General features: G+C 65.4%; 21 protein-coding genes. 9 read left to right on the top strand and 12 right to left on the bottom strand.

Annotation, left to right across the window (positions count from 1 at the left end):
- Positions 1-58: 58 nt before the first annotated feature.
- From XH88_RS34230 to XH88_RS34210, 5 genes are all read right to left on the bottom strand, one after another.
- Positions 59-1,636, bottom strand: coding sequence for a hypothetical protein (locus tag XH88_RS34230; protein WP_271672600.1), 1,578 nt, complete (start codon positions 1,634-1,636; stop codon positions 59-61).
- Between the two features lie 37 nt (positions 1,637-1,673).
- Complete coding sequence (locus XH88_RS34225; protein WP_271672599.1) at positions 1,674-2,966, bottom strand: adenylosuccinate synthase; 1,293 nt, start codon at positions 2,964-2,966, stop codon at positions 1,674-1,676.
- Between the two features lie 197 nt (positions 2,967-3,163).
- Positions 3,164-3,847: an ABC transporter ATP-binding protein gene (locus XH88_RS34220; RefSeq protein WP_271672598.1), complete on the bottom strand. Its 684-nt coding sequence runs from the start codon at positions 3,845-3,847 to the stop codon at positions 3,164-3,166.
- Positions 3,840-5,066, bottom strand: a complete 1,227-nt coding sequence (locus XH88_RS34215) for an ABC transporter permease (RefSeq protein ID WP_271672597.1) — start codon at positions 5,064-5,066, stop codon at positions 3,840-3,842. The genes XH88_RS34220 and XH88_RS34215 overlap by 8 nt, the downstream gene beginning before the upstream one ends.
- The gene (locus tag XH88_RS34210) at positions 5,063-6,331 is read right to left on the bottom strand and encodes an efflux RND transporter periplasmic adaptor subunit (protein WP_271672596.1); all 1,269 of its coding nucleotides are present in this window, start codon (positions 6,329-6,331) and stop codon (positions 5,063-5,065) included. Before XH88_RS34210 ends, XH88_RS34215 begins: the two co-directional genes overlap by 4 nt.
- A gap of 180 nt (positions 6,332-6,511) precedes the next feature.
- Here XH88_RS34210 and mgtA point away from each other — a divergent pair, with 180 nt between their 5' ends.
- Both mgtA and XH88_RS34200 read left to right on the top strand, forming a co-directional pair.
- Positions 6,512-9,034 (top strand): magnesium-translocating P-type ATPase, encoded by a 2,523-nt coding sequence (gene mgtA / locus XH88_RS34205; RefSeq protein ID WP_271672595.1) that lies wholly within the window; start codon positions 6,512-6,514, stop codon positions 9,032-9,034.
- Positions 9,035-9,162: 128 nt separating this feature from the next.
- Positions 9,163-10,098 (top strand): DMT family transporter, encoded by a 936-nt coding sequence (locus XH88_RS34200; RefSeq protein ID WP_271672594.1) that lies wholly within the window; start codon positions 9,163-9,165, stop codon positions 10,096-10,098.
- Here XH88_RS34200 and XH88_RS34195 read toward each other — a convergent pair.
- Complete coding sequence (locus XH88_RS34195) at positions 10,034-10,486, bottom strand: DUF1330 domain-containing protein (RefSeq protein ID WP_271672593.1); 453 nt, start codon at positions 10,484-10,486, stop codon at positions 10,034-10,036. The two genes, XH88_RS34200 and XH88_RS34195, sit on opposite strands and share 65 nt — an antisense overlap.
- Before the next feature lie 93 nt (positions 10,487-10,579).
- On the opposite strand from XH88_RS34195, the gene XH88_RS34190 reads away from it, so the two are divergent.
- The gene (locus tag XH88_RS34190) at positions 10,580-11,515 is read left to right on the top strand and encodes a DMT family transporter (RefSeq protein ID WP_271672592.1); all 936 of its coding nucleotides are present in this window, start codon (positions 10,580-10,582) and stop codon (positions 11,513-11,515) included.
- Positions 11,516-11,586: 71 nt separating this feature from the next.
- Here XH88_RS34190 and XH88_RS34185 read toward each other — a convergent pair whose 3' ends face one another.
- Positions 11,587-13,272, bottom strand: coding sequence for a methyl-accepting chemotaxis protein (locus tag XH88_RS34185; protein ID WP_271672630.1), 1,686 nt, complete (start codon positions 13,270-13,272; stop codon positions 11,587-11,589).
- Between the two features lie 255 nt (positions 13,273-13,527).
- Here XH88_RS34185 and XH88_RS34180 point away from each other — a divergent pair, with 255 nt between their 5' ends.
- The 4 genes from XH88_RS34180 (at position 13,528) to XH88_RS34165 (ending at position 18,015) form a co-directional block, all read left to right on the top strand.
- The gene (locus tag XH88_RS34180) at positions 13,528-14,571 is read left to right on the top strand and encodes a C-terminal binding protein (RefSeq protein WP_271672591.1); all 1,044 of its coding nucleotides are present in this window, start codon (positions 13,528-13,530) and stop codon (positions 14,569-14,571) included.
- A gap of 88 nt (positions 14,572-14,659) precedes the next feature.
- Positions 14,660-16,003: an ABC transporter substrate-binding protein gene (locus tag XH88_RS34175; protein ID WP_271672590.1), complete on the top strand. Its 1,344-nt coding sequence runs from the start codon at positions 14,660-14,662 to the stop codon at positions 16,001-16,003.
- Between the two features lie 163 nt (positions 16,004-16,166).
- On the top strand, positions 16,167-17,123 hold the full coding sequence (locus XH88_RS34170; RefSeq protein ID WP_271672589.1) for a carbohydrate ABC transporter permease: 957 nt from the start codon (positions 16,167-16,169) through the stop codon (positions 17,121-17,123).
- Entirely contained in the window at positions 17,116-18,015 is a 900-nt protein-coding gene (locus XH88_RS34165) for a carbohydrate ABC transporter permease (RefSeq protein ID WP_442868504.1), read from the top strand. Before XH88_RS34170 ends, XH88_RS34165 begins: the two co-directional genes overlap by 8 nt.
- A gap of 54 nt (positions 18,016-18,069) precedes the next feature.
- On the opposite strand, the gene XH88_RS34160 is transcribed toward XH88_RS34165, so the two are convergent.
- Both XH88_RS34160 and XH88_RS34155 read right to left on the bottom strand, forming a co-directional pair.
- A complete protein-coding gene (locus XH88_RS34160; protein WP_271672588.1) occupies positions 18,070-19,752 on the bottom strand; it encodes a mucoidy inhibitor MuiA family protein in 1,683 nt (560 codons plus the stop codon).
- Between the two features lie 182 nt (positions 19,753-19,934).
- Positions 19,935-20,555, bottom strand: a complete 621-nt coding sequence (locus XH88_RS34155; protein ID WP_271672587.1) for a response regulator transcription factor — start codon at positions 20,553-20,555, stop codon at positions 19,935-19,937.
- A 185-nt stretch (positions 20,556-20,740) separates the two neighbouring features.
- On the opposite strand from XH88_RS34155, the gene XH88_RS34150 reads away from it, so the two are divergent.
- A complete protein-coding gene (locus tag XH88_RS34150; RefSeq protein WP_271672586.1) occupies positions 20,741-21,778 on the top strand; it encodes an AraC family transcriptional regulator in 1,038 nt (345 codons plus the stop codon).
- A 2-nt stretch (positions 21,779-21,780) separates the two neighbouring features.
- On the opposite strand, the gene XH88_RS34145 is transcribed toward XH88_RS34150, so the two are convergent.
- Positions 21,781-22,992: an NnrS family protein gene (locus XH88_RS34145; protein ID WP_271672585.1), complete on the bottom strand. Its 1,212-nt coding sequence runs from the start codon at positions 22,990-22,992 to the stop codon at positions 21,781-21,783.
- 129 nt (positions 22,993-23,121) lie between these two features.
- Between XH88_RS34145 and XH88_RS34140 the strand changes: the two genes are divergently transcribed.
- Complete coding sequence (locus tag XH88_RS34140; RefSeq protein WP_271672584.1) at positions 23,122-23,832, top strand: Crp/Fnr family transcriptional regulator; 711 nt, start codon at positions 23,122-23,124, stop codon at positions 23,830-23,832.
- Positions 23,833-23,918: 86 nt separating this feature from the next.
- On the opposite strand, the gene XH88_RS34135 is transcribed toward XH88_RS34140, so the two are convergent.
- Positions 23,919-24,116 (bottom strand): DUF1858 domain-containing protein, encoded by a 198-nt coding sequence (locus XH88_RS34135; RefSeq protein WP_271672583.1) that lies wholly within the window; start codon positions 24,114-24,116, stop codon positions 23,919-23,921.
- Between the two features lie 108 nt (positions 24,117-24,224).
- The gene (gene hemN, locus XH88_RS34130; RefSeq protein WP_271672582.1) at positions 24,225-25,577 is read right to left on the bottom strand and encodes an oxygen-independent coproporphyrinogen III oxidase; all 1,353 of its coding nucleotides are present in this window, start codon (positions 25,575-25,577) and stop codon (positions 24,225-24,227) included.
- Between the last annotated feature and the right edge of the window lie 96 nt (positions 25,578-25,673).

Genomic DNA, 25,673 nt, shown 5'->3' with positions numbered 1-25,673 from the left:
TGTCATTCCGGCTTCGCGCTACGCGCGCCCGGAATGACGGAGATGGCTTGGACCTGGTTTAGTCGCCCCACTGCGCGAACGCGTCATTGAAGGCGCGCTCCCCGGGGGCGCCCTTCTCGATGGCGATGATGGCGCGGCGCTGGTTGGCGTAGACCAGCGGCACGTCGAACCAGGAGCGCTCCTTCAGGAGCTGGACGTTGCGGCTGCGGTCGGCGTCGACATTGGAGAGACCGACCAGGAAGAAGCCGTCGGTGACCTTGACCGCGAGGCCGGCGAGCGGCGTGCCGCGCGCCTGCTCGTTCGACTTCATCAGGATGCCAGGCACGTTGGAGACGCCGCCGCCCGGAAAGTCCGGCGGCAGGACGAAGGTCAGCTCGGCCGTGTGGCTCGCCGGCAGCGACGAGTCGGTATTGCGGCGGAACGACATCGTCATCTTGAACTTGCGATCGGGAATCTCGATGTCCGCGCGCACCGCGACGTCGGCCTTCTGATTGCCCGATGCCTTGATCGGCTCGAGCCGCCACACCACCGAGCCGACATATTGCTTGCCCTTCGGATCGGACGGATCCTCGTCATAGAGCACGACCTTCTGCGCCACCGGCGCGACCGGCTGGTCGCTGGCCGAGGGCTGGCCGACACGATCCGGAATCTTGGGCTTGCTCTGCGGCTGCGACGTGTCCTTCGGCGCCTCCACCACCTGGGTGGGCGAAGGCTTGAGCAGATTGGTCGCGGTCTGAACCAGCTGTTTGCCCCAGAGCAGGCCGGCGCCGACCAGGATCAGCACGATGCCGATCGCGATCGCAGTCTTGAACGGAAACATGGAGCCGGTGCGCGCGCGCTTCTTGGCGTCCCGATTGGGCGCGATGCGCGGCCGCGACGACGGCGGCTGCGGCGTGTAGCGCTCGGCCTCCTCGATCGACTCGTCATAGGAATAGGGCGCCTCGCCTTCGCCGGCGCGGTTTTCCAGGCTCGGCTCGAGCCGGTCGAATTCCGGCGAGGGCGAGGGCACGTTGGCGTAGGTGCGCCGCGCGGCGCGATTGGCCTGCGCGGCGGCACCGCCGAGATCATTGACGTCGGCGGTGATGTCACGGAAGCCACGCACGCCCGGCGCCGACGGCATCGGTGGCGGCGGTCCGCCTTCCGTCGGGCGGCGTGGAGCGGGGCGGTCGCGCCCGGCCGGCGGCTCCGGCGGACGCGGCGCATCGAAACGCGGGGCGCGCGGCGGACGCGAGGCATCGCCCTGGTCGTCCCCGCCGACCGGCGGGCGATCGTTGCGCGGCGGCGGCGCGGCGGGACGAACCCGCGGCGCGGCCGGCTGAGCGGACGGATTGTTGTCGGCCGCCCGGGTGCTCGCCTTTCGGAACGCATCGCCGCTACCGCCAGGGCGGGCGCCGCCACCGGGGCGCGAGGCCTCGCGGGCGCGCTGGGCGGCTTCCGATTCGACCTTGCGGACAGCCTCTTCGAGTGACAGCCGTTCGCGGGTGATCTCGGATTCGGAGAGCGGCGGCTGCACGCTGCGCAGCTGCGCGATCAGGGCCGTGCGCGCCCGTTCATAGAGCGCGCGCCGGCTTTCGCCGGGAGCGTTGGGGTCCAAGGCGGCAATAGCGCGGGCGATCAGCGGATAGTAATCAGCCATTTCTACTCAACTATACCCGCGTCCTGGTAAGAGATCGTTAAGCCTCAAACGGATTTTGCACCAGGATAGTATCCTCGCGTTCGGGGCTGGTGGAAAGCAGGGCGACCGGGCACCCCACCAATTCCTCGATACGGCGGACATATTTGATGGCCTGGGCCGGCAGGTCGGCCCAGGACCGGGCGTTGGCGGTCGGCTCTTTCCAGCCCTCGATGGTCTCGTAAATGGCCTCGACCCTGGCCTGGGCGCCCTCGCCGGCCGGGAAATGGTCGATCTCCTTGCCATCGAGCTTGTAGCCCGTGCAGACCTCGATCGTGTCGAAACCGTCGAGGATGTCGAGCTTGGTCAGCGCCAGCCCGTTGATGCCGCAGGTCCGGACCGCCTGGCGGACCAGCACCGCATCGAACCAGCCGCAGCGGCGCGGACGGCCGGTGTTGGTGCCGAACTCGCGGCCGCGTTCGCCGATCTTGCGGCCGGTCTCGTTGTCTTGCTCGGTCGGGAACGGGCCCTGCCCGACCCGGGTCGTATAGGCCTTGCAGAGACCCAGCACATAGCCGACCGCGCCCGGCCCGAGGCCGGCCCCGGTCGCGGCCTGCGCGGCCACCGTGTTGGACGAGGTGACGTAGGGATAGGTGCCGTGGTCGACGTCGAGCAGCGCGCCCTGCGCGCCCTCGAACAGCATGCGCTTGCCGGCGCGCCGCTCGATGTCGAGCAGACGCCACACCGTCTCGGCATAGGGCAGCAGCTGCGGCGCCAGCGCGCTCAGCTCCTTCAAAATCTCCTTGCCATCGAACTCCGGCAGATCGAGACCGCGACGCAGCGCGTTGTGGTGGGCGAGCAGCCGGTCGATCTTGTGCGGCAGCGTGTCGAGATCGGCCAGGTCCATCAGCCGGATGGCGCGGCGGCCGACCTTGTCCTCATAGGCAGGTCCAATGCCGCGGCGGGTGGTCCCGATCGCGGTCGCCGCGTTCGAGGACTCGCGCAGGGCGTCGAGCTCACGATGCAGCGGCAGGATCAGGGTGACGTTCTCGGCGACGCGCAAATTTTCCGGCGAGACCGCGACGCCCTGGGAGCGAAGCTTGGTCACCTCGTCGAGGAAGGCGGCGGGATCGAACACCACGCCGTTGCCGATCACCGACAGCTTGCCCTCGCGCAGCACGCCCGAGGGCAGCAGCGCCAGCTTGTAGGTCTTGCCGTTGATGACCAGCGTATGGCCGGCGTTATGGCCGCCCTGGAAGCGGACGACGATGTCCGCCTGCTCCGACAACCAGTCGACGATCTTGCCCTTTCCTTCGTCGCCCCACTGGGCGCCGACGACGACAACATTGGCCATTCGCGGGGATTCCCTTCGAAGATTTTAGATGCGCCCAGCCAATCCACGGCCGGGGCCGCTCGCGCGCGAGGCAGCCAACCGGATAAAGGATGCAGCCCATCTAGGCAAGCAAGAACGGGGCTTTTTTCGGGCCCAATACGCGATCCAAGCCTTTGATATCCCCTAAAAATCCGTCTTGCCGGGCGCCTTCTACGACGTTAGGCGCGGATGCGGCCGTCGATCACTTCGATGATGCGGTCGCAGCGCTGCGCCAGGTCCATATTGTGGGTGACGAGCAGGAAGCTCGTTCCGCTGTCGCGATTGACCTGCCGCATCAGCTCGAACACGGCATCCGCCGATCTGGTGTCGAGATTTCCGGTCGGCTCGTCCGCCAGCACGAGGTCCGGCCCCATGGCGAGCGCGCGCGCCACCGCCACCCGCTGCTGCTGGCCGCCCGACATGTTGTTGGCGAGATTGCCGGCGAATTTCTCCAATCCCACCTGCGCCAGCAAGCGGTCGGCCCGCACCTCGATCTCCGCGCTCGGGAAGCCGCGATCGACCAGCATCGGCATCATGACGTTCTCACGCGCCGTGAAAGCCGAGATCAGGAGGTGATACTGGAACACGAAGCCGATGGTATGGCCGCGCAGGCGGGTGATTTCGGCGTCGCCGAGCGAGGCGGTATCGTGGCCCTTGATCGAGAGCCGGCCCGAGGTCGGACGATCGAGCAGCCCCACGATGTTGAGCAGCGTGCTCTTGCCGGATCCCGAGGGGCCGATCAGGGCGAGAAACTCGCCGTGGTCGAGCTCGAGATCGATGTCGTGCAGCACTTCGGTCTCGGTCGGCAGGCCGACATTATACGCCTTGCATACCCGTTCGAGCTTCAGGATCGCATCAGCCACGGATCGCCACCACCGGATCGAGTTTGGCCGCACGGATCGCCGGCGCCATCGCGGCCAGGATGCCGGTGCCGGTGGCGAGCAATGCCGTATAAATGAACAGGGATCGCTCCAGGATCAGCGGAAACAATTCGGTGCCGTCGGCTTGGCGGGCCACCGAATGCCAATAGACCAGTGCAAATGCGCCCATCGCCGCGCCGAACAGCGAACCGACGAAGCCAAGCAGGCCGCCCTGGAGTAGGAAGACGCGCAGGACCTGGCCACGCGAGGTTCCCATCGCACGCAGGATGCCGATATCCTTCGAGCGCTGGATCACCGAGACGATGAGCACCGCCGCGATGCCGAAGGCCACCGATAGGCCGACGAACAGGCGGATCAGCGTGTTGGTATTCTGCTGGGCCTGCACCGCGGTAAAGAACTGGGCGTTGGTCCTGATCCAGCTGTCGGCCTCGACCACGTTGGCGGCCTGGATGCGCTGGGCGATGTCCTCGGCCGCATAGATGTCGCCGACGGTGATATCGATCGTGGTGACGCCGCCGATCATGCCGAGCAGCGACTGCGCGGTCCGGAGCGCGGCGTAGCAGACGCGCTGGTTGACGCCCTTGTTGCCGAGATCGACGATGCCCGAGATCGTGAGCACGCGCATGGCGCCGGACGCGGCGCGAATGTTGAGCTTGTCGCCGACGGTCGCGCCGAGATCCTTCGCGAGCTCGGTGCCGATGATGATGTCCTCGCTGGTCAGGCGAGGCTCGCCGGCCACGATATAGTCGGGAACCTTGACGATCTTGAAGTAGGAATCCGGCTCGACACCCGACAGGTTCACCGAGCGGCTGGCATCGCCGCGCACCGCGAGCACCGAGCCCAGGATCGTCGGCGATACCGTGACGATCTCGGGCATCGCCTGCATCTGCGCCCTGATCTTCGGCCATTGATCGATCGAGATCACCCGCTGGCTCGGGCGCTGGACGACTGCGTCCTCGATCTCGCCCGCGGTGTTGCGCAGCGGGCGCGCGATCTGATCCGGCGAGAGCAGCTGGATCTGCGGCTGCGAGGTCAAGACGCGCTTGATGAAATTCGCCTGAAGCCCGGCGAGCATCGCCGACATGAAGACGATGACGCCGACGCCGATCGAGATGCCGCCGATGATGAAGATGGTCTGCAGCCGGCCTTCGCGCAGGAAGCGCACGGCCATGGTCCATTCGATCGGCAGCCAGCGGTTCATTGCAGCACGGGTCGCACGCGCTGTCCGGTCAGGACGCCGGAACTCTGCGGGATCGCAACGTCGCCGGCGGCAAGACCGTCGATGATCTCGACCTGGTTGTTGCCGCGCAGCCCGATCCTCACCGGTCGCTGACTGGCGCGTCCGTCCTTGATGCCGAGCACCCATGGGTGTCCCGACAGCACGTCGTGCACCGAGCGCAGCGGCAGGGTCAGCGCATTGTCGCGAGCGGCAACCTCGACATCGACCGACACGGTCATGTCCTGGCGCAGATAATCCGGCGGATCGGCGACGGTCAGCTTGACCTCGACGGAGGCGCGCGAAATATCGACGCCGGGGTTGATATAGGTGATCGTGGCCGGGAAACGCCGGTCCGGATAGGCGTCGGCGGACGCCAGCGCCTTCTGCCCGAGCGAGATCTTGCCGAGATTGCGTTCGTCGATCTGCAGCACGAGCTGCACGTCGCCGGCCGGCGCAAGCACCAGCAGGGCCTTGCCGGGCTGCACGACCGTGCCGCGCTCGACACTGCGCGAGATCAGGACACCATCGCGGGGAGCCATGATGGTCGCATAGCCGAGCCGCGACTCCGCGGTGTCGAGATTGGCCCGCGCCTGGTTGGCCTGGGTCTGCGCCATCACATAGTCGCTGCCGCCGGGACTCGCCGTATAGACCTGGAATTGTGCCGAACGCATCGCCGCGCGCGCGACGTCGAGAGTCTTCTGGGCATCATCGAGCGCGGCCCGTGTCGCATAGCCGTTGCGTTCGAGCTGGGCGGTGCGGTCAAAGGTCTGCTGGGCGTTGAGCAGCGTCGCCTGTGCCTGGGTCAGCGCCTCCCTGGCCGATGGCAGGGTCAGTTCCTCGAGCTGCTTGATGCGCGCCTCCGCCTGCGCCACGGCGCCCTGCGCCTGCACCATGGTCGCTCTCAGTTCACGGGACTCCAGGGAGATCAGAGGCTGGCCCTTGGTGACCTTTTCACCTTGCTGGACCAGCACGTCCTCTACCGTGCCGGTGATCTGGCTGCCGATCTCGACGCGATAAGGCGTTTCGACATGCCCACTGGCCACAACCGTCTCGACGAGGCGGCCGAGCTTGACCTGGTCCACCACAATTGCGGGCCCGAGCAACACCCGCGCACCCTGCCAGACACCGAACCCGAGCAGCGCCGTCGCCGCGAGGATGAACCATTTGTGACTGAGAAATCCCGACCACAGCCTGGTGACGGAAAACCATCGCCCGTGCTGTGTCAGGACGATAGCTTGTTCGACCATGACATCGTCCCGCAACGCGCGCCGCCGGCCGCCGGATCCCGGCCTCGAGGGCTCGGCGCAACCCGATTGATTGGCCGCGACGCTAACGTGACGTCGAAAATCGATATTGTTCTAGGTCAAGAGGTTACGCCGAATTTAGATGCATCTGCCGCCATGAGACGCTGATACCGGGAGCTGCGTTTGCCGGAAAATCAAAGCCGTCCTGACACCCATTTCTGGCGTCTGTCCCCGCCCGATCTCTGCAGCTACCTCCGCTGCGGGCTCACGGGCCTGACCGCGGCCGAGGCGGCCAAACGGCTCGACCGGTTCGGACCGAACAGCGATGCGCCACCGCGCATCGAGGGCGCGGCGCGCGCGATCCTGCGCCGGCTGCTCGAGCCGCTGTCAATGATCCTCCTGGTGGCCGGCACCATCTCGATGCTGACCGGCGACGAGATCGGCGGGCTCATCATCGTGCTGATTCTCGCGCTTTCGATCGGACTCGACACCGTCCAGGAGGGCCATGCGGTCCGCGCCGCCGAGATCCTGCGCCGCTCCGTCGCGCTCAAGGCCGAGGTCAGGCGCGACGGAAACTTTCGCGAGGTCGAGGTGGATCACGTCGTTCCAGGCGACATCCTGCGCGTCCGCGCCGGCGACATCATTCCCGCCGACGCGCTGATCCTGGAAGCCAGGGCCTTCACCGCGGGCGAAGCCGCGCTCACCGGCGAACCCTATCCCGTACAGAAGCACGCCGGCACCGCCAGCGGACCCGACGACACATCGAATGCACTGTTCCGCGGCGCCGTGGCGCAGACCGGCGAAGCAATTGCACTCGTGGTCCGGACCGGTCGCGACACGGTGTTCGGAGCGGCGGCCTCCGCGCTCGCCGAAACGCAGGCGCCCTCGCCGTTCGAGCGCGACTTGCGCGAATTCGGCCTCGTGATTGCGCGCGCCACCCTGGCGCTGGTGCTGGTCGTGCTCACCGTCCGCGTCGTGTTCGGCCGACCCGTGCTCGACTCGCTGCTGTTTGCCGTCGCCCTCGCCGTCGGGCTGACGCCGGAACTGCTGCCGATGATCACCACGGTGACGCTGTCGCGCGGCGCGCTACGCATGGCCGGGCGCAAGGTGATCGTGAAGCGGCTTGCCGCGATCCACGATCTCGGCGCCATGACGGTGCTGTGCACGGACAAGACGGGCACGCTGACCTCGGCCGAGATCACGCTTGCAGGAAGCCTCGATGCCGCGGGCAAGGACGACGCCCGCGCCGCGCGGCTCGGCGCCATCGCGGCCTCGCTCGGCGGCGATCGCGGCGCACTCGATGCCGCGCTCGTCGCCGGCCGGCCCGACGCCGCCCAGGGCTGGACGCTGGCGGGACGACAGGCCTTCGACTTCTCGCGCCGGTTGGGTTCGGTGCTCGCAACCGGTCCCGAAGGCGCGCTCCTGATCGTCAAGGGCGCGCCGGAGGCCGTGCTCGCATTGTGCGCGATGGACGAGCAGGCACGCAAAGCGGCGGCGGCCCGCGTACATGAGCTCGCGACCGAAGGTCTGCGCGCCGTGGCCGTCGCCTCCCGGTCATGGAACGGCGGCTTGCGCGACGTCGAAACGGACGACGAGACCGACCTCGTTTTCGAAGGCTTTTGCGCCTTCGCCGATCCGCCCAAGCCGACGGCCGCAGCTGCGATCGCCCGGCTCGCGGCAAGCGGCATCAGCCTCAAGATCCTGTCGGGCGACGATCCCGTGGTGGTAAAGCGGCTTGCCGGTCTGGTCGGACTCGATGCCGAACGCGTGCTGTCGGGGTCCGAGATTGCCGAGCTGAGCGACGAGGCACTCGTCGTCCAGGTGCGTTCGACCGATGCGTTCGGCCGGCTCGCGCCGGATCAGAAGTCGCGCATCGTCAAGGCGCTGCAGGCGGGGAAGGAGGTGGTCGGTTTCCTCGGCGACGGCATCAACGACGCACCAGCCCTGAAGGTCGCCGATGTCGGCCTGTCGGTCGACGGCGCAACCGGCGTGGCACAGGCCGCCGCAGACATGATCCTGCTCGCGTCTGATCTCGAGGTCGTCGCCGACGGTGTCGAGGAAGGAAGGCGGACCTTCGCCAACATCCTCAAATATGTCCGCATGGGCGCAAGCTCGAACTTCGGCAACATGCTGTCGATGGCGGCGGCCTCGATCGCGCTGCCGTTCCTGCCGATGCTGCCGACGCAGATCCTGCTCAACAATCTGCTCTATGACCTGTCCGAGCTCGGCATTCCCTTCGACCGCGTCTCGGCTCAGGCGACCGCGCAGCCGCAGGTGTGGAGCATGACGCGACTGGTGCGCTTCGCCGCAATCATGGGACCGCTGTCGTCGCTGTTCGACTTCCTGACCTTCGGCGCGCTGCTCTACCTGTTCCAGGCTTCGCCGGACGAATTCCGCACCGCCTGGTTCGTCGAATCCATGGCGACACAGATCCTGGTCATCTTCGTCATCCGCACCAACGGGCGACCGTGGCGCAACTGGCCGGATCCCGCGCTCGCCGCCTCCTCGCTGGTCGCACTGCTCGTCGCGATGGTCCTGCCATTCACGCCGCTGGGGGCCTGGTTCGGCTTCGTCGCGCCGCCACCGATCATGACGGCCGGCATCGCGCTTCTGGTCGTCGTCTATCTAGCCTGCGCCGAGCTGTTGAAGTCGTTCGCGATCCGCGCGGGGCGCAGGAGCCGAGGTTCCTGCGCATCGTCCGCATAGAGGCGATGCGCCCCGCCCCATTGATATCGGGCCAATTTCCGTGTCTTTGGACCGTGCCGGGCCATGGGACGGCCCGAACATCCGCCGGGCCGAGGCTCGGCGCATGACGCGGGGCCACAACAATCACGATGTCCGCCACCGGCCAGACCACGAGCGCCGAAACATCCGGCCAGCACTGGATTGCCAACCAGCCTTATCTCCTGCTCAGCATCACCGCGCTGTGCTGGGCCGGCAATGCAATTGTCGGGCGGCTTGCCGCCGGCCACATCCCGCCGGTGACGCTCTCCTTCCTGCGCTGGTTCTTCGCCTTCCTGCTGGTGCTGCCGTTCGCCCGGAAACATCTCGCCCAGGACTGGCCGGCGATCCGCAAAAAGCTGTGGCTGATGATCGTGGTCTCGATCACCGGCATCGGCGCGTTCAACACCCTGCAATATTGGGCGCTGGAGTACACCCAGGCACTCAACACACTGCTGCTGCAGTCGGCCGCGCCGCTGGTCGTGGCGCTGTGGTCGCTGGTTATCCTTGGCATCCGCCTCACCGCGGCGCAGGCCTTCGGCGTAGCTCTCTCGATGTGCGGCGTGCTGATCATCCTGCTGCATGGCGATATCACCACGCTGTCGAATATCGCCTTCAACAAGGGCGACCTGATCTTCATCGTCGCGCTGATCATCTTCGCACTCTATTCGGTGCTGACCTTGAAGCGACCGCCGATCCACGGCCTGTCATTCCTCGCCTTCACCTTCGGCGCCGGTGCCGCCTGCCTGATTCCGCTGGAGATCTGGGAATTGTCGGCGCGTCCGGTGATGAAGCTCGACGGACCGAACCTGCTCACCTTGTTCTATGTCGCGGTGTTTCCCTCGACGCTCGCCTACCTCTGCTTCAACCGCGGCGTCCGGCTGATCGGCGCCAACCGCGCCGCGCCGTTCTTCCACGTCGTACCGGTGTTCGGCTCGATCATGGCCATGGCCTTCCTGGGCGAGCGCCCGCAGGCCTTCCACTTCATCGGCTTCGCGCTGGTGCTGTCGGGCGTGTTCGTGGCGTCGCGGAAGCAGATGCACTCCTGAATTTGCTGTACGCCTCGCTCGTCGCGATGATGACGTGCTCGGCACAGCCGTTGACGCGATGCGGATCTGCTTCTCGCTCGTAAGCCTCCGACGTCATCATGTCGAGGAACGCCGCGACCGTGGGATAGTAGACCAGCGCGACGAAATCCCAATCGTTGCCGGCGTGAGGGCCGAGCACGACGGCCTTGGCCTCGCCGGTCCACAGCAGGGTGCCGCCCCGCGCCTTGATCATGGGTACGGTGATCGCGCTGTAGCGCAAATAAGCATCCCATCCGGAGCCCTCCCCGTCGCGCGAGCGCGCGTGGAAACGCATTAGGTTCAGCATCACCACCGGAGTATGCTGCTCCAGCGCTTCGAGACCCTGGATGTTCAACATATTGACCGCCAATGGCACCTCCTCTGGTCCTGCCTGCATTGTAGCATTGCAGCGGCGTGACTTGTGTCACGACGGCAATCCGGCGCAAGGTCGCAAGCGACGCCCATGACGATCGCTTCGCCTGCGCCACCGGCCACGAATCCCGCCAGTTGGCTCAACAACCAGCCCTATCTTCTGCTGAGCCTCAGTTCGCTGTTCTGGGCCGGCAACATCGTGCTCGCGCGTCACGTCGGCGCGCATGTGCCGCCATTGACGGTCACCACGATCCGCTGGTTCGGCGTGTTCCTGATCCTGCTGCCGTTCGCCTGGCCCCACCTGAAGCGCGACTGGCCGGCGTTACGCAAGAGCCTGCCCTTGATGCTGTTCCTGTCGCTGGTCGGCTTTGCCTTCAACAACGCGATCTCGTACTGGGCGATGCAATATACCGAGGCGCTGAACGCGCTGCTGATCCAGTCGGCAGGTCCCCTGTTCGTGGCGCTGTGGTCGCTGGTGCTGTTCGGCGTGCGGCTGACGGGCGCGCAGCTTGCCGGGATCGCGATCTCGCTGATCGGCGTGCTGATCATCATCCTGCGCGGCGATCTCGCGGCGTTGGCGAGTATCTCGTTCAACAGAGGCGACATCATGTTCGCCTCCTCGCTGGTGGCGTTCGGGCTCTACTCCGCCTTCATCCCGCGCCGGCCGAAGATCCACCAGCTGTCATTCCTGTCCTTCACCACCTGCTGCGGCGCCACGATGCTGCTGCCGACGGCGATCTGGGAGGCTTGGCAGGGCAATGTCATTCAATTCGACGCCGTGACGCTGATGACGCTCGGCTACATCCTGATCTTCCCTTCGACGCTCGCCTATCTCTTCTTTAATCGCGGCGTCGCGCTGATCGGCCCGAACCGCGCCGCGCCGTTCTTCCATCTGGTGCCGGTGTTCGGCTCGGCGATGGCGATCCTGCTGCTCGGCGAAAGACTGCAGCCGTTCCACCTGGTCGGCTACGCCCTGGTGCTCGCTGGCGTCGTCATTGCCTCGCGGCAGGGTTCGGCGGTGAAGTAACGCCGCACGGCGACCTCAGAAAGAAAAAGGTGGGCATGCGTCTTGCCCACCTACACAGCTCAACAGGAAATTTACGCCGCGCGCACCTTGGCGAGGAAGCCGTCCACTGCGCTGCGCAGCGCGCCGGACTGGTGGTCCAGCTCGCGGGCATTGGTCAGCACGTCGCCGGCCGCGGTGCCGGTCGCTTCCGCCGCCGAGGTGACGCTGCCGATATGCGCGTTGATCTCGCTCGAGCCGGCGGCGACCGACTGGATGTTGCGGGCGATCTCGCGGGTCGCCTCGCCCTGCTGCTCGATCGAGCTTGAAATGCCAGCCGTGATCTCGCTCATCTCGGCGATGGTCTGGGTGATGCCGCCGATCGCTGCGACCGCATCGCTCGTCGAGGTCTGCATCGCCGCGACTTGCGCGGAGATTTCCTCGGTCGCCTTGGCGGTCTGGTTGGCCAGTGCCTTGACCTCGGAGGCGACCACGGCGAAGCCGCGGCCGGATTCACCGGCGCGCGCCGCCTCGATGGTGGCGTTGAGCGCGAGCAGATTGGTCTGCGCCGCGATCGAATGAATGAGCTTGACCACCTCACCGATCTTTTCGGCGCCGGTCGATAGCTCCTGCACAGTGGCGTTGGTACGCTCGGCGTCGCTGACGGCGCGGCTCGCCACTTCCGTCGAGCGCGTCACCTGGCGGGAGATTTCCGCAACCGAGCTCGACAACTCCTCGGCGGCGGCCGCAACCGTGCCGACATTGCCGGAGGCCTTCTGCGAGGCTGCGCCGACCGTCGCCGCACGCGAGGAGGCATCGCTCGCGGTCGCGGTCATCGACTGCGCCGTGGACTGCATGCCGGCCGCGGCCGTGGAGACCGAGCGGACGATGCCGTTGACGCTGCGTTCGAAATCGTTGGCGATGTCTTCCATGGCGCGACGACGTTCCGCCGCGGCGCGCTCCTTCGCGTCCGCCTCGCTCTTCTCGATCTCGCGAATGCGGACGGCGTTGTCCTTGAAGATCTGGACGGTCGAAGCCATCGCGCCGACCTCGTCGCCGCGGCCGACGCCGGGGATATCGCCCTCGAGCTTGCCGTCGGCAAGGTCCTTCATGCGGGTGCCGAGCAGGGCCAGCGGACGGCTGATGCTGCGACCGATCATCCAGGCGACGCTACCGGCGACGATGAGAATGGCGAGGATGGCAAGGCCAAGCGACCAGAACACCGGGCTCATCTTGGCGTCGATGTCGTCGAGATAGGCGCCGGTGCCGAGATACATGTCGAAGCCGGGAACGGCGACGGCATAACCGATCTTGCGGACCGGCGTTGGCTGACCGGGCTTGACATATTCATAGTGCAACAGGATCGAGCCATTGGCCTTGACGCCCTCCATCAGCTCGACCGACAGCTTGCGACCGTTGGTCACGACGTCCATGCGGTTCATCCCGATCTGCTTCGGATCGGGCGCAAGCTGGGTGATGCCATCATAGGTCGTGCCGAACAGATAGCCCGAGCCGTTGTCGTAGGTCATGGCGTTGCCGTAGCGACGAAGCTCGGCCATGGCCGCATCCTTCGTCAGCTCGCCGGCATCAACGCGCTTCTTCAAAGCGGCGGCGTAGTTGCGACCGAGATCGACGATCGCCTTGGTCTGGTCGATGCGCGCCTCAACCATGGCGCTCTTCATCAGATAGGCGGCCAACACTCCGGAGACGCACAGGCCGAACAAGGTGACGCCGACAAGGATGCCCAGCTTTGGGACGATCTTCAAATTGCTCAACTTCACCATGGGCTCCTCGAATGACGCGGAACAACACCGCAGGCATTTTGATTTGAATCAATTTTTAGTGGGCGACCCCTTATCAAGTTCCTTACGCGCCTCCGTAGAAGCCCGGACGACGCCCGCGAAAAGCGGCAAATAATCGCTCCGGCACCAACCGGGAATTGTACGCCGCCCCGCCGATTTCGCGTAAAAGACGCAAAGGCCCACTCGAGGATGCGGGCCGCAACAAGAACCGACAAACCAAATCGGGAGCAGCAAATGCCGAAATACAGGGTGGTGACGCCGAAGGGCGCGAGCTTCACGGTCGCGGGCAGCGATTATTCCTATGAGCGCGAGGCGCTCGACCCGATTGATGCCGAGATCGTCGAGGCGCCCGCCAACGAGGCGGAGTTCATCGCCGCCGCCAGGAATGCCGATGCGATCTACGCCAAGGGCATCCCGATCTCAAAGACTATCATCGACAGCTTGCAGAACTGCAAGGTCATCACGCTCGGCTCGGTCGGCGTCGACAGCGTCGACGTGAAGGCCGCCACCGCCCGTGGAATTCCGGTGACCAACATCCCCGACACTTTCATCGAGGAGGTCGCCGATCATGCCATGATGCTGCTGCTCGCCGGCTTCCGCCGTCTGGTGGAGCAAGACAGGATGGTGCGCACCGGCCGCTGGGCCGAGGGCCGGCCGGCGCTGCTGAAGATTCCGCGGCTGATGGGCCAGACGCTCGGCTTCATCTCGTTCGGCCGCGTCGCGCGTGCTGTGGCGAAGCGGGCGGCTCCCTTCGGCCTTCGCATGATGGCCTACGATCCCTTCATCCAGGAAACGCTGATGTACGATCACGGCGTGATGCCGGCGACGCTGAACGAGGTGCTGTCGCAATCGGATTTCGTGTCGATGCACGCACCCGCCCGGCCCGAGGTGCATCACATGCTGACCGAGAAGCATTTTCGGCAGATGAAGAAGGGCTCGATCTTCATCAACACGGGACGCGGCGCCACGGTGGACGAGGAAAGCCTGATCAAGGCGCTGCAGGAGGGATGGATCGCGCACGCCGCGCTCGACGTGCTGGAGAAGGAACCGCCCTCGCACAACAACCCGATTCTGAGCATGGAAAACGTGACGCTGACCGCCCATGTCGCCTCGGCCTCGGCACGGTTCGACGAAGCGCGCAAGCGCCGGGTGGGCTACGAATTGTCACTGGTGCTTCAGGGCATGTGGCCGGTAAGCTGCGTCAATCCGTCGGTGCTGCAGGACACCGCGCTCCGCCGCTGGCAACCCGTCAGCATGGATCGCGGGCCCAACAGCTAAGGCGGCCGGTGCAAATCGCGCCGAAAGACTGAAACGGCCCTTCACCGGCGATCAACGCCGGGAAGGGAGACATCATAGGGAGGAACCGATGAGGAACGACATCACACGTCGTGATGCCTTGGTGCTGGGTCTGTCCGCTGCAACGGTCGCTGCCACGGGTGTTGCAGCGCACGCTCAATCCGCAATCAAGGCCACCGATGTCCCCGCCCCGAAGCTGCCGATCGAGAAGGGCGCAAGTCTGCGCATGCTGCGGCCGGTGCGCTTCGTCCAGGCCGACGAGGACGTTTTCCGCGCCAACGCGGCCAAATTCACCAAGGAGACTGGCGTCGAAGTCAAGGTCGACTTCGTCGGCTGGGAGGACATCAACCAGCAGACCGCGGTGACCGCCAATTCAGGCGCCGGCCCCGACATCATCATCGGCTTCTCCGACGCACCGCACATCTATATCGACAAACTGATCGAGCTGACCGACGTCGCCGACTATGTCGGCAAGCGCTATGGCGGCTGGCTGCCGTTGGCACAGCGTTACGGCAAGAAGAACAAGAGCGACACCTGGATCGGCCTGCCGTTCGGCGCCTCCGGCGGGCCGCTGGTCTACCGCAAATCGATCCTGAAATCGGTCGGCTTCGATAAGGTGCCCGAGGAGCACGCCGGCATCCTCGATCTCTGCCAGAAGCTGCAGAAGGCCGGCAAGCCCGCGGGCTTCGCGCTCGGCAACGCCAAAGGCGACGGCAACGGATTTGCCAACTGGGCGCTGTGGTCGCACAACGCAGCCCTGCTGGACGAACAGGGCAATGTCACCATCAACAGCAAGGAGACGATCGCCGCGCTGAACTGGGTCAAGCAGCTCTACCCGACCTTCATCGCCGGCACGACGTCGTGGAACGACGTCAGCAACAACCGTGCCTATGCTGCACAGGAGATTTCGCTGACCGCCAACGGCGTCTCGCTCTATTTTTCGCTGAAGAACGATCCGGCGACCAAGGCGATCGCCGACGACACCGAACATCAATTCCTGCCGAAGGGCGTGGCGAAGATCTCGCCGATGGCGGGCCTGACGCTGAACGCCATGGTGTTCAAGCACAGCCAGTATCCCAACGCCGCAAAGGCCTTCCTGCAATACATGCTGGAAAAGGACCAGTACGAGCCGTGGCTCAATGCCAATTCCGGCTATTGGGCGCAGCCGCTGGCCGCCTATGCGGAGGCCGCCGTGTGGAAAGGTGATCCCAAGGTCGCGATCTTCAAGGACACCATGAACAGCAGCTATTACGACGGCTACAAAGGTCCGATCTCGACGGCGACCGGTGCCGTCAGCGCCGACTACGTGCTGATCCAGATGTTCGCGTCCGTTGCGACCGGTGCGGCCACGCCGGAAGCCGCGGCCGCCGAAGCCGAGCAGCGCTGCAAGCGGTATTTCCGGCGGCAGAGGTAAGAAGCGCCGTCATTGCGAGGAGCTCGTGACAAAATTGCCAAGCAATTTTGTACTGATGCGACGAAGCAATCCAGACTTTCACTGTGGAGACAGACTGGATTGCTTCGCTTCGCTTCGCTCGCAATGACGGTGGAGTGACTTTCTAGAACAGGACAACGCCCCGATGTCCGTAACCACCCTCTCCTCTCCCGTACTGGCCCAGCGGCAACCGAACTGGCTTGTCCGCCTGTTCGACTACAAGCCGTTTCTGATCGCGATGTGTCTTGCGCCCGCGATCGGGTTGCTCGCGGTGTTCCTGACCTACCCGCTCGGCCTCGGCATCTGGCTCGCCTTCACCGACACCACGATCGGCCAGAAAGGCATCTTCGTCGGCCTCGATAATTTCCAGTATCTGCTCAGCGATCCCTTGTGGTGGGGCGCGGTGTCCTACAGCGTGATCTACACTGGTATCGCGACCTTCGGGAAATTCGCGCTCGGCTTCTGGCTTGCACTGCTGCTCAACAACCATTTCCCGTTCAAGAGCCTGCTGCGCGCGATCATCCTCTTGCCTTGGATCGTGCCGACAGTGCTGTCGGCGCTGGCGTTCTGGTGGATCTACGATCCCCAATTCTCGATCATCTCCTATCTGCTGGTCGACGTGCTGCACTGGAAGTCGACCAATATCGACTTCCTCGGCTCGCCCTGGCCGGCGCGCTTCTCGCTGATCGCCGCCAACATCTGGCGCGGCATTCCCTTTGTCGCGATCTCGCTGCTGGCGGGCCTGCAGACCATCTCGCCTTCGCTCTACGAGGCCGCCATGCTGGACGGCGCCAGTTCGTGGCAGCGCTTCCGCTACATCACCTTCCCGATGATGATGCCGATCCTCGCCATCGTCATGACCTTCTCGATCATCTTCACCTTCACCGATTTCCAGCTGGTCTACGCCATTACCCGCGGCGGGCCGGGCAACTCGACGCATTTGCTGGCGACGCTCGCGTTCCAGCGCGGCATCGCCGGCGGCGAGCTCGGTGAGGGCGCGGCGATCGCAGTGTCAATGATCCCGTTCCTGGTGTTCGCGACGCTGTTTTCCTATTTCGGCCTGGCACGCCGCAAATGGCAGCAGGGAGAGGCCAATGACTGACGCTCTCGCGCAACCGCGCGTCGCGGACACCAAGGCCGCACCCGATACCATGGCCTGGGATTCCGGGCTGCGCCGGCTGATGATGATCTACCTGCCGCTCGGCTGCTTCGTGCTGATCCTGCTGTTTCCGTTCTACTGGATGGCGATCACCTCGTTCAAACCGAACGCGGAGCTGATGAACTACAAGGAGCACAACCCGTTCTGGATCACCTCGCCGACTCTGGCGCACATCAAGCACCTCCTGTTCGAGACCGCCTATCCGCGCTGGCTGTGGACGACGATGCTGGTGGCGATCGGCGCGACCACGCTGTCGCTGATCGCGAGCACGCTGGCGGCCTATGCAATCGAGCGCCTGCGCTTCCGCGGCAGTCCCTATGTCGGCCTCGGCATCTATCTCGCTTATCTGGTGCCGCCCTCGATCCTGTTCATTCCGCTCGCGACAGTCGTCGTGCAGTTCGGCCTGTTCGACTCGCCGCTGGCGCTGATCCTGGTCTATCCGACCTTCCTGGTGCCGTTCTGCACCTGGCTCCTGATCGGCTATTTCAAGTCGATCCCCTATGAGCTGGAGGAATGCGCGCTGGTCGACGGCGCGACGCGGCTGCAGATCCTGCGCCGGATCACGCTGCCGCTCGCGGTGCCCGGCCTGATCTCGGCCGGTATCTTCTCTTTCACGCTGTCGTGGAACGAGTTCATCTATGCGCTCGCCTTCATCCAGAGCGGCGCCAACAAGACCGTGCCGGTCGCGATCCTGACCGAGCTCGTCACCGGCGACGTCTACCAGTGGGGCGCGCTGATGGCGGGCTCGCTGCTCGGCTCGCTGCCGGTTGCGATCTTCTACTCGCTGTTCGTGGACTATTACGTGTCTTCTCTTACCGGCGCGGTGAAGGAGTAGCCACTCTCTCTTTCCCATCTTCCCGCACGCGCGGCAGATGAGGAAGAGTCAGTCCTAGCCCGACGGCACGATCACCATGCTCTTGTCCTTCGGCCAGCGGACGCGCCAGGCGAAGTTGATGTCCCGGATCTCGCCGGGCTTGGCGTCGAACGACCACTCCAGCACGCCGCGCTTGTCGCGGATGTCTTTCGCCGTGGGCGGCGTGGTCGCGGGCAGCATCTCCACCGCGATGTCCTCAACCTCGCTGACCGGCAGCTGATCCTCGATCGAAATGTGAATCGGGAAATCGTGACCATTGCGGATGGTGGTCTTGAAGGCGCGCTCGTCAGTCTTCGAGGTCGTGACCAGAACGCCGGCCGAGCCCTCGTTGCGCTTCAGGACCGCACGCTCGATTCTGACCTTGTCGTCGGCGCCGAAGCCGAGCCGCACGATGGCGTCCTTGGCCGATGCCGACAGCTTGCCGCGGCCGACGAAGATGCCATCACGATAGATCGCGACCTTGCCCGGCAGTAGCGTCGTATCGTCGGTCTGCCTGAAGCTGGCTTCGAGGAAGGCGGTGGGATCTGCGACCGGCGCGGCGCGTACCGCAAGCTCAGCGGGCACGCTCATGGAAGCGATGCGCAGGCTCTTGGAGCCCTCGGCGGCCGCGAGGCTGACCCGGCCAGGAATCTTGAAGGTGGCCTGGAAGTCACCGATCTCGGCGGCCGCCTGCTGCTCGTCGGCGCGCTCGCGCGGCTCGGCTGCTTCGGCGACCTTGGCCGCGAAGGACGGAGCCTGCATCTGACGCAAGACGGGAGCAGGCCGCGCCAGATCCGAGACCGCACCGGGCGCCAGCGGCTTCGGCACCTGCGGATATTGCGCCACCAGCGAGCCCAGCTCCGGCGCGCTGCCGCCGCGGGCGATATGGACCGTGGAGACGCCGAGCGTGACGTTCGACCAATCTTCGCCGGTCGATTGCGTGACCTCGGCACGGCGAACCAGCTCGAGCTGCGGCTTGCGGTCCTTGGCGCCGGTGTCGAGCCGGGCGTCATAGAGCGGGAGCCAGCGCGCGTTGCGGACGGCGTAGGTCACGCGCAGCGTGGCCTTGGTCGCGGCCGCGGCGGCGACATCGATGCGCACATCGAGCTTGCTCGGCGGCTTGGCGGATCGGTCGGCTTCGAGCTGCGCGATCTGGCGATCGATCTCGCGCTGTTTCCGCCCGGCATCACGGATCGCGGTGTCGGCGGCCGCGACTTCTTCAGCGACGGCGGTAAAAGCCGCCCGCCACTCGGTGATCGGGCGCGCCTCGCCTTTCTCGCCGAGGCCGGCGGGGGACGCTTCGGCAAAATGCTGCGCGAATTTGCGCCGGGCGGCGGCCGCATCGATCGCGCCTTGCAGATCGGCGCGCTCGTCCTTGAGTGCCTCGATGCGCTTGTCGAGCTCAGGCAGATTGACCGGCGGCGCCGCGCGCGGCGGCCGGGCATCGATGGTGCCGATGGTGAGCTTCGCGCCCGCCTCGCCCTCGACGCGGAGCGAGGACGGATCGAGCGAGAGCGGAAAATCCTTCGCAACAAGAGTGCTGTCGCCGGAGGCCAGGTCGATCGCGATCACGCGGGTGACAGTGGCACCATCGGGATAGACGGTGACGGCGTCGATGGCCGATGTGGCGTCCACATCGGCGGCCCATGAGGGCGAGGCGAGCGTCGCGGTCACCAGCACCAGGCTCGTCGTCGCCAGACATCTTGCGATCGTGCGCATCAAAATTTCTCCCTGCCGATATCGCCGCGCCGCCAGCCGGACGCGCGAAAACATGCCACGCCATCGTGGTGAGACGCGGCAGGGAAGGAACCGGTTCGATTGGGGTTTCCGTTGGGCGCCGCTGCGGCAGCACCATGGCCGCGGAACGCGTTCTACGTCGCGATAGGAATCAACGTCGGAAGTCAGACCTGGCTGGGTGAGCCCTGGCCGTAGATGCGGCGGAGCAGGTCAGTCACGTTGCGCGCGCCGGCCTTCTTCAAAATGCTGGCGCGATAACCCTCGACCGTGCGCGCGCTCAGCTGCATGCGCCTGGCGATCTCCTTGTTGGTGAGGCCGGCCGCGAGAAGCGCGAGCACGTCGCCTTCGCGCGCGGTCAGGGGCTCGCAACCGGGCAACCAGCGCTGGCGGCTCGAAACCGGCTGGGCGGATTCGTCGATCGCGGCATTGATCCGATCGACGATATCATGGGTGCGGAACGGCTTCTCGATGAAATCGGCAGCTCCGCTCTTGATGGCGTCGACCGCCATGGCGATGCTGCCGTTCGCCGAGGTCACCAGCACGGGCGCCATGCAGTTTTCCGCGCGCAGACGTCTGAGCACATCGAGGGCCGAGCGATCCGGCGGCATCTCCAGCAGCACGCAGGCCGGCATCCGCGCCCTCGCCTGCGACAGCAGCGATGCGCCGTCGGCAAAGCAGATCACGTCATAGGCGCTCTGCCGGAGTGCCGCCGAAAGTTGTTCGCGCGAGGCAGCGTCGGTGTCGATGACGAATACCTCGCCCTTGGAAAGCATGTTCCCCGGCATAATCCCGATCCAGCAATGTCTTGGTCAAATGATGCGAGACGGCTGCGCCATCTTGAGCACGGCATTGGCGCCGGTGCATCGCATGTCCTTATGTATGGTCCGCCCTGTTCCCGGATTTGACGGATTGGGACAGAAACTTTACATTTCGGGACATCTGCGGGAATAACCGGCAGGGACCTGGTCGCGTGGCCGACCTCATTCGCAGCGCAAGCTTGAGTTACTACCCGGAGGTCGCCCGGTCGGTCGGGCTCGACCCCAGACAGATGATGCGCAAGGCCAGGCTGCCGCTGGCCGTGCTCGACAGGCCCGACACACCCATCGCCGTCGCAAGTCTGCGCCGCTTGCTGGAGACGTCGGCAAAAGCCTCCGGCGCCGAAGATTTCGGCTTACGGCTGGCCGATCGCGGCGGCCTGACCAATTTCGGCGCCGTCGGCCTGATCGTGCGCGAACAGGCGACCGTCGGCGAAGCCATCGAAGCTTTCTCCCGCTTCATCCATGTCCATCACGACGGCATGAAGCTCGACATCATCAGGGACAGGCAGACCGTGATCGTCAGATTGCATCTGCGGGGGCGGCGACCGACCGCCTCGCGCCAGTCGATCGACACCGCGCTGGGCAGCGTCCACCGCATCATCCAGTCGCTGTTCGGCAGCGATTGGCGGCCGCAGGAAGTTCACCTGCACTACCCACCGCCGCACGACCGCAAGCGTTACCACGACTTCTTCGGCTGCCGCGTGATCTTCAACGCGGATGACGATGCGATCCTGCTGTCGGCGCACGACATGGAACGGCGGATTCCGAGCGCGCATCCCTTGATCGCGAACTATCTGCGCAAGCAGATCGAGGCGATCGAGACCCGGCCGGCAAGCTGGGAAGAGAAAGTCGAGGAAGTCGTGCGCGGCCTGCTCGCCGGCGGCGACTGCACGGTCGAGCGGGTTGCCGAGCATCTGGCCTGCACCCGCCGCACCATCCACCGACACCTGGCCGCATCAGGCACCAGCTTCTCGGCCATCCTTGATGCGCAGCGCGCCGATCTCGTGATCCAGCTGATCGAGGACTCGGGCCGGCCGCTGGCCGAGATCGCCGCACAGCTCGGCTTCTCCGCCCAGAGCGCCATGGCGCGCTGGTTCCGTGGTCGCTTCGGCTGCACCATTACCGACTGGCGAAGGGGCGTGCGCCCGCCGGCCCAGCCGGCCGGCGCACCGTCAGCCAGTGCAGCCTGACTTCAGCGTGCCGGAGCCGGCAACCCCATGATGGCAAGGGCGCGCCGGGGATTGCCGGCGAGCAGCGGTCCGAACGCGACGGCAAAGCCGAGGAACGCCACGATCCAGCCGCAGGCGGCAATGTGCAGCAGCACATCGCTATGGGTCGGCAGCAACACCGCAGAGACACGCGCCAGCGCCGCAATGATGATCGCGGCATAGATGCCCTGCGTCGCGGGCGAAGCCGTCAGCGCCTGTCCGGAATGGCCAAGACTCGCGCGCGTCATCACCGCAAGCGTCATGATCCCGGCAGCTCCCGCCATCCAGGCGTGAATGCCCGCGCTCGGCGGCAGCACGCCGAAGCCGGCCAGAGCGTTCAGGATGAAGCCTGATGGCACGAAAGCGTAACCGACGTGAAGGATCACGAGCAGCCGTTCGCGCGTGGTGCGATCACCGGCCCAGCGCGCCAGCCGCACCAGGTGCAATGCGCCGACAACCGCCATGATCACGCCGGTGACCGTGTTCAGCGGTGCAGCGATCCACGCGATCAGCCCGAGCGCGCTCAGCCCAATCACCGCGCCATCAAACCGCGCAAACGGCACCGGCAGGCGGCCGGGATTGAATTTGACCAGCCAGTTGCGGGTGAAGCTCGGGATGATCCGGCCGCCGATCAGCGAGATCAGCAGCACGACCACGCTGATGCCGACGCGGATGCTGACATCGGCCGCGCCCTCGTAATGGGCTTCGAGATGGAAAGCGATATTGCCTGATAGGAGCACCAGCACGAGCACCACGACCGGCAGGTTGCGCCAGTTGCCGCCGGCGATGATCTCGCGGGCTGCGGCCGCGACGACCAGCATCAGGAACGCGGCATCGACGGCGAGCGCGAACGCCCAGCCGGTCTCGGCGGACAGTGCCACCGCTGCACGCCCGGCGAGCCAGACCACCAGCAGCGCCCCGAGCGGCTTGCCCTGGATCGGCAGCCGCCCGGTCCAGTTCGGGATCGCCGTGAACAGGAATCCGGTGATCACTGCGGGCAGGAACCCGTAGAGCATCTCATGGACATGCCAGTCCCGCGGCGCGAAGGCTGACGTCACCGACAGCTCGCCATAAAACATCGGCAGCCAGACCAGGATCGACAGCCCGGCCTGGATCGCGGCGAGCAGGAAGAAAGGTCGGAAACTGTTCGCAAACAGCGGCCAGCCCGCAAAATTACGGGATCGGGCACCAGCCATAAGGCAACTCCTGTGAATTCAGATGGTTGTCTGGAAAAATACTGCCGCCCGCCCGGCCCGTTTTGCGCTATCGCAAACTGTCCGACGATTGCAGGTGCCATCACACTCCCCGAGCGCCAAGGAGGCAGAATGGCCAAGGTTGACACATCGCTGGTTGCGCATTTGCCGCTGTTCGCCGGCGTGAAGCCGGAGGAGCTCGACGACGTCCTGCGCGAGGCCCGCTCGGCACGCTATCCGAAGAACACCGCCATTTTCGAGCAGGGCGCGGACGCGCAGTCCTTCTTCCTGCTGCTGCACGGCCATGTCCGCGCGGCCAAGACCACGCCGACCGGCGAGCAGATCGTGGTACGCTATGTCGCGCCCGGCGAGACCTTCGGGCTCGCGATGGCGATCGGCGCCGCGCATTATCCGGCGACCGCGATAGCCGTCGACGACAGCGTCGTGCTGATCTGGCCGACCTCGGCCTGGCCGCGGCTGATCGAGCGGTTTCCCGCGCTCGCCACCAACACGATGCAGACCGTCGGCAAGCGGTTGCAGGAAAGCCATACCCGCATCCTGGAAATGTCGACCCAGCAGGTCGAGCAGCGCGTCGCACACGCATTGCTGCGGCTCGCCAACCAATCCGGCAAGAAGCTCGACCACGGTATCGAGATCGACTTCCCGATCAGCCGCCAGGACATTGCGCAGATGACCGGCACCACGCTGCACACGGTGAGCCGCATCCTGAGCGGGTGGGAGAGCCAAGGACTTGTCGAGAGCGGCCGGCAACGCATCATCCTGCGCGAGCCGCACCGGATCGTCGTGCTGGCGGAGCGAAATCAGGACAGCGGGGCGGCCTGAAGATACGGGTGAGGGTACTCTCGCCTGCGGCGAAAGCTCTCCTCACCCGGGAATCCGCGCGCCCTCCGCGCGGATTCCGATCCGTCTCACGCCGGCACGCAGTCGCTCAGCGCAGCCAGGAATTTGTCACGGTCGATGCCATGCTCGCGGCAGGCATCATCCACGGTGTGGAAGGTCGCGATCGGACAGCCAACGCAGGCCATCCTGAAGGCGAGGAACACGCGGATCGTGTGCGGCGCCATACGCATGATGTCATCGACCAAATCGTCAGATCGGAAAGGCATGGACAACTCCGTTCCAAAATGACGATAGCGGAGCGGAGTTGAGTTTCTTTGTGGAAGCGCAAGCTGGCCTGCTTCTCCCTCTCCCCGCTCCTTACGGGAAGAGGTGAACTACACAGCCCGACTGTGCAGCTGCTTTCCCGGATCCAGATGCGCATCGAATGCGGCAGCAACGCTGCGGACCAGGAAGCGCGAGTCGCTCGCAATCGCGAGATGATTGCCATCCAGCCGCACCACACCGTCAGAGATCAGTGACTTCAGCCGCGGTGCAGACTGCAACATCGCCTCCGGCTCTGCGCCATGTCGCGCGCAGATGTCGGCAAGATTGGCGCCGAACTCGCACATGATCCGCTCGATGATGTCGGCGCGCAACTTGTCGTCCTCAGTGAGCCTGTAGCCCTTCGCCGTGGCGAGGCGGCCATCCGCGATGCTGTGCTGATAAGCACCGATCTGCACCTCGTTCTGGACGTATCCCTGCGGCAGATGCCCGATCGCGCTGGCACCGAAGCCAAGCAACACCTCACTTTGGTCGGTGGTGTAGCCCTGAAAATTTCGCCGCAGCGTTCCCTGCTCGAACGCCACGGCCATGGCATCATCGGGGCGGGCGAAATGGTCGAGGCCGATCTGCACATAGCCGGCCTCCTTCAGCGCGTTGGCGATGGCGCAGGCCTGGTCGTGACGCGCAGGACCGTCAGGCAGGTGGCTCTCATTGATCATGCGCTGGTGCTTCTTGAAATCAGGCACATGCGCGTAGCCGAACACCGAGAAACGAGCCGGCGCGAGCGCGAGCGAACGCCGCACCGTATCCACGCAGGATGCGATGGTCTGGTGCGGCAGGCCATAGATCAGGTCGAAATTGAGTCCCTTGATCCCGGCCTGCCTGAGCATGTCGACGACGGAGGCGGTCTGCTCGTAGCTCTGCACGCGGTTGATCGCGTGCTGCACGACCGGATCGAAGCTCTGCACCCCGAGGCTGGCGCGGTTGACGCCGGAGAGCCGCATGGCCTCGACCATCTCCGCAGTCAATGTGCGCGGGTCGACCTCGACCGCGATCTCGGCCGAGGGCAGCACGAAGAAGGCGTGACGCATCTCCGCCATCAGCTCCGCGAAGGCCTCCGGCGCCATGATCGTCGGCGTTCCGCCGCCGAAATGGATGTGCTCGACCTTGATACGGCGACCGATGGTGTCGGCGACCTGCGTGATCTCGCTCCGCAGCGTCTGCTGATAGGCTGCGATCAGTCCGTCGCGACGGACGATCTGGGTGTGGCAGCCGCAATACCAGCACATCTCGCGGCAGAACGGCACATGAAGATAGAGTGAAGCGCTGGCATTTGAGGGAAGCTCGGCCAGCCAGCGTGCGTAGGTATCGGCACCGATCGCGGCCGAAAAATGCGGCGCGGTCGGATAGCTCGTGTAGCGCGGCAATCTTTCTTCGCCGTAGCTCGCAGTGAGATCAGTTCTCATAGCTCACCCATTCGAAAATTCGTTTCGCTTGCGGTCACGGCAAGCTCCGGATGGCATTCCATTACCCGCTTTCGCGGGGATCACCTTTGCGCTCGC

It is taken from the genome of Bradyrhizobium sp. CCBAU 51627 (genome assembly GCF_028128765.1).
GTDB lineage: Bacteria > Pseudomonadota > Alphaproteobacteria > Rhizobiales > Xanthobacteraceae > Bradyrhizobium.
This window is presented reverse-complemented; position numbering and strand designations above follow the sequence as displayed.

What these genes read in the sequence shown, in the direction of transcription:
- XH88_RS34230 (WP_271672600.1), bottom strand. Translation starts at nt 1,636, where the DNA reads ATGGCTGATTACTATCCGCTGATCGCCCGCGCTATTGCCGCCTTGGAC.
- XH88_RS34225 (WP_271672599.1), bottom strand. Translation starts at nt 2,966, where the DNA reads ATGGCCAATGTTGTCGTCGTCGGCGCCCAGTGGGGCGACGAAGGAAAG.
- XH88_RS34215 (WP_271672597.1), bottom strand. Translation starts at nt 5,066, where the DNA reads ATGAACCGCTGGCTGCCGATCGAATGGACCATGGCCGTGCGCTTCCTG.
- XH88_RS34210 (WP_271672596.1), bottom strand. Translation starts at nt 6,331, where the DNA reads ATGGTCGAACAAGCTATCGTCCTGACACAGCACGGGCGATGGTTTTCC.
- XH88_RS34200 (WP_271672594.1), top strand. Translation starts at nt 9,163, where the DNA reads ATGTCCGCCACCGGCCAGACCACGAGCGCCGAAACATCCGGCCAGCAC.
- XH88_RS34190 (WP_271672592.1), top strand. Translation starts at nt 10,580, where the DNA reads ATGACGATCGCTTCGCCTGCGCCACCGGCCACGAATCCCGCCAGTTGG.
- XH88_RS34180 (WP_271672591.1), top strand. Translation starts at nt 13,528, where the DNA reads ATGCCGAAATACAGGGTGGTGACGCCGAAGGGCGCGAGCTTCACGGTC.
- XH88_RS34175 (WP_271672590.1), top strand. Translation starts at nt 14,660, where the DNA reads ATGAGGAACGACATCACACGTCGTGATGCCTTGGTGCTGGGTCTGTCC.
- XH88_RS34170 (WP_271672589.1), top strand. Translation starts at nt 16,167, where the DNA reads ATGTCCGTAACCACCCTCTCCTCTCCCGTACTGGCCCAGCGGCAACCG.
- XH88_RS34165 (WP_442868504.1), top strand. Translation starts at nt 17,116, where the DNA reads ATGACTGACGCTCTCGCGCAACCGCGCGTCGCGGACACCAAGGCCGCA.
- XH88_RS34160 (WP_271672588.1), bottom strand. Translation starts at nt 19,752, where the DNA reads ATGCGCACGATCGCAAGATGTCTGGCGACGACGAGCCTGGTGCTGGTG.
- XH88_RS34155 (WP_271672587.1), bottom strand. Translation starts at nt 20,555, where the DNA reads ATGCCGGGGAACATGCTTTCCAAGGGCGAGGTATTCGTCATCGACACC.
- XH88_RS34145 (WP_271672585.1), bottom strand. Translation starts at nt 22,992, where the DNA reads ATGGCTGGTGCCCGATCCCGTAATTTTGCGGGCTGGCCGCTGTTTGCG.
- XH88_RS34140 (WP_271672584.1), top strand. Translation starts at nt 23,122, where the DNA reads ATGGCCAAGGTTGACACATCGCTGGTTGCGCATTTGCCGCTGTTCGCC.
- XH88_RS34135 (WP_271672583.1), bottom strand. Translation starts at nt 24,116, where the DNA reads ATGCCTTTCCGATCTGACGATTTGGTCGATGACATCATGCGTATGGCG.
- hemN (WP_271672582.1), bottom strand. Translation starts at nt 25,577, where the DNA reads ATGAGAACTGATCTCACTGCGAGCTACGGCGAAGAAAGATTGCCGCGC.